This window comes from Micromonospora sp. LOL_024 (assembly GCF_048060415.1).
Classification (GTDB): Bacteria; Actinomycetota; Actinomycetes; order Mycobacteriales; family Micromonosporaceae; genus Micromonospora.
Window position 1 is genome coordinate 1 of record NZ_JBHMIS010000093.1, and the last position, 3122, is coordinate 3122.

The window sequence follows — 3122 nt, forward strand, 5'->3', positions numbered from 1 at the left end:
CATGAACAGGCCATTCACCATCCTCGGCCTTGCCGGATGATGTTGAAACGGCCGTGCACCGGACGTGTTGGGAGGGGCGATAGGAGCGTGCAGTATTAACCACGCGGTAGGCGACAGATCGAATGCGGCAGCGGCAGGCAGCGCCCCGAAGGACTGACCAACGATGCCGACTAGCTCCTTTTTCTCGGCTTCAAGAACTGCGGCCAATGATGCCTTGTATTCGTCCCTAGTCCACATCCTGTACGAGCAGTCTTCAAGAGCAGAAGGTGCGGACTCACCGACCATGCCCGCCGCGATCCCTCCGACAAAATCGACAAGGCTCTCTTGGCAATCACTTCCCGGGGGCGCGACAGTCCACGGCTCTCGGAGCAGCAGCACATCATGCTTCATGATCTCCGACGGCAAGCCAAGTGTGTCCGCTCCACTTCTCGTAAATAGGTCGACACCCGGCCCTCCCAATTCAACCAAAACGAACCCTTCAACCTGGGAGCCCGCCGATATAACCGCATATTCAACAGCCCTTTCCGAGCCGGTCGGGGCTGTCGCGCAACGGACAAATTCGGCGTCACACAACCGGGCGTCGAAGCTTGGTGCTCGTCTGGTTCGGCAAGGCCGAGGACATGATCCTCCTCGCCGCCGGGTACCCCGCGTTGGCGGCGAGGGGTCCGCGGGGGGCCCTCTTGGCTGCCGTTATCGGTGCTGATCTCAATGGGCCAGGACGGGAAGCAGCTCCTCACTTTGGAGTACACCCTGTTCACGCATCAATCCTCACCGCCGCTGATGGTGGCTACCGCATCCCCGACGTCTCCCGCTGACAGCGGCGGGCTTGACCTCCCGTTGCGGGTCCCGCTGGGTCTCCCACTTGGCGTCCCGCTTCAACAGGACTCCCGAACGGACCCTCTGGTTCGGCTCACAGCCCAGGTCGGGGCCGCTGTCAGCAGCGTGTGTCGTGCTGCGACAGACCCTCCGACTGGGTCTCTCCCCCCTGGGTTGGTGGTGGCGCATGCCTGATCAGCTGCTTCGGGTGCAGGCTCAGCTCACCGACCGCGACCTCGTCCTGCTCGGCTGGCTGGCCGACCACGGGGTGCTCACCTCCTTCCAGATCGCCGAAGCCCTCTACCCGTCGGTCGACTACGCCCAGGAACGCCTACGCGCCCTGGCACACAAGTTGGAGGTGGTGGACCGGTTCCGGCCGCAGAAGCCCGACGGCGGCTCCTACCCGTTCCACTACGTGCTGGCGCAGCTCGGCGTCGAGGTCGTCGCCGCGCAACGCGGCGAGGACCTACCGCGCAAGGATCAGGCCCGGCGCAGGCGTTGGCACCTGACGAGGCGGGCGAACCTGCCGCACCTGCTCGGGGTCAACGGCTTCTTCACCGCCCTGGCCGGTCACGCCCGCACCCACCCCGGCAGCGAGCTGTTGCGCTGGTGGCCGGCGGGACGCTGCCAGCAGATGGGCGCCTTCGCCGAACCCGACGACGACGTCACCGTGCGCATCTACCAGCCGAGGTCGCGGCCGGACGGGCACGGCATCTGGGTCGACGGCGACCGCAGGGTGCCGTTCTACCTGGAGCACGACCTCGGCACCGAACGGCCTCTGTCCCGCCTCGTCGACAAGATCGACGGCTATCGGGACCTCGCGCACGTCACCGGCCGGATCTGGCCGGTGCTGTTCTGGCTGCACTCCCCAGCCCGTGAGCGTCACCTCCACCAGGAACTCGCCGCGGCCGGGACCATCTACCCGGTGGCCACCGCCGTGCATGCCGAGGTCACCGGCATCAACCCTGCCGAGGCGGGGTGGTGGCTGCACCGCCACCACGGGGCGCCGATGCGCCTGGTCGACCTCCCCGCCGCAGACAGCCGCACCGAACAGTCCACCTGACCCACGGCGGCAACCCACCCCGAGCAACCGGACACGTGCCCACACAGGCGGCGTCAAGGGCCATCACAGCCGCTGAGCCCCGCGGGCCAGCGGACGTGACGGCTGCTTCCCGAACCGCGATGACGGCGGCGGCCGGCAAAACGCGGCCAGCGATAGCCGCAGTCACGCCTCTCCCGCCCGACGGGCGCGGACGATACCTCTGCTCCCGCCGTGACAGCAACGCTTCGCAACTGTCAGCCGCTCTCTGGTGCCCAGTGTGAGTTTCCGTGAGTCGCTGACAGTCCGCATCGCCTCCCGGTGACAGCGCTTGGAGGTATCGTCCCCACCCCTCACGCGAAAGCAGCGCGACCCGTCACGAGTCGCCTCTTCCGCATCAATCGGATCGATCGCGCGAATCCGAGCGCAGGAAAGGAAAACGCATGAACCAAGGACTACGACTCCCGCAGCTTCACACGCTTTTCGGAGGACCGTGGCCACCGCGCCGTATGACGACGAAAACGCCGTCCGGAGCTATCCTGACGAACCACATCCCGGTACCGCCACCAATAACGGCGGTGCGAAACACATCCCCACCAACGAAAAGGAAACGACGATTCCGATGCGTATCGCACGCGTCGACACCATTCCCATGACCGCCGAAGACCTCGACAACGCCGCCGAAGCCCTCGCCGTCCTGCTCAACCACTTCTGGCGCGAGCACCCCGACCTCGCCGCCTGAACCCCCTCACCCAACGCCGGCGGCGGCCCGCTCGCGCGTGGGCCGCCGCCGGCCACACCCACCCCGAATCCGCACGGAGGAACCACCTCATGCCAGGCAAGCCCACCCCCACCAGCCCACCGAAGCGGCGCGGACGACGCGTCCCGACCATTACTCAGCCGGGAGGCTCGACCGGACCGTGCCGGGTGTGCATCTACATCCGACGCTCCACCGACGACGAACACCAGCCCTTCAGTCTCCTCGCCCAACGCACCGCCCTGCGACGCTACGTCGACAACAACCCCGGCTGGGTCATCGTCTGCGAATTCGAAGACGACGCCTCCGGCGCCACCACCGACCGCCCCGGCCTCAATAAAGCGCTCGACGCGGCGAAAGCCGGCCTCTACGACGTCCTGCTCGTCTACCGAGTCGACCGATTCAGCCGCAGCCTCGCCCACTTCGTCGACCTCGCCGCCACCCTCGACGCAGGGCCATTGCGTAAAACCGGTGACGTTACGTGACTGCGTCGATGAGTTGGGTTGATCG

The 3122-nt window shown here is 66.5% G+C and carries 4 protein-coding genes; 3 read left to right on the plus strand and 1 reads right to left on the minus strand.

The window, feature by feature from the left end; all coding sequences use genetic code 11:
* The coding region (locus tag ACFHWY_RS28100; protein ID WP_416583261.1) for a hypothetical protein at positions 1-390 on the minus strand (390 nt) is incomplete at its 3' end.
* A 613-nt stretch (positions 391-1003) separates the two neighbouring features.
* On the opposite strand from ACFHWY_RS28100, the gene ACFHWY_RS28105 reads away from it, so the two are divergent.
* From ACFHWY_RS28105 to ACFHWY_RS28115, 3 genes are all read left to right on the plus strand, one after another.
* Positions 1004-1879, plus strand: coding sequence for a replication-relaxation family protein (locus tag ACFHWY_RS28105; RefSeq protein ID WP_416583262.1), 876 nt, complete (start codon positions 1004-1006; stop codon positions 1877-1879).
* Positions 1880-2348: 469 nt separating this feature from the next.
* Complete coding sequence (locus tag ACFHWY_RS28110; protein ID WP_416583263.1) at positions 2349-2597, plus strand: hypothetical protein; 249 nt, start codon at positions 2349-2351, stop codon at positions 2595-2597.
* A gap of 185 nt (positions 2598-2782) precedes the next feature.
* On the plus strand, positions 2783-3097 hold the full coding sequence (locus ACFHWY_RS28115) for a recombinase family protein (RefSeq protein WP_416583264.1): 315 nt from the start codon (positions 2783-2785) through the stop codon (positions 3095-3097).
* Positions 3098-3122 lie beyond the last annotated feature (25 nt).

Coding starts and splice junctions, on each gene's coding strand:
- ACFHWY_RS28105 (WP_416583262.1), top strand. CDS start 1,004: ATGCCTGATCAGCTGCTTCGGGTGCAGGCTCAGCTCACCGACCGCGAC.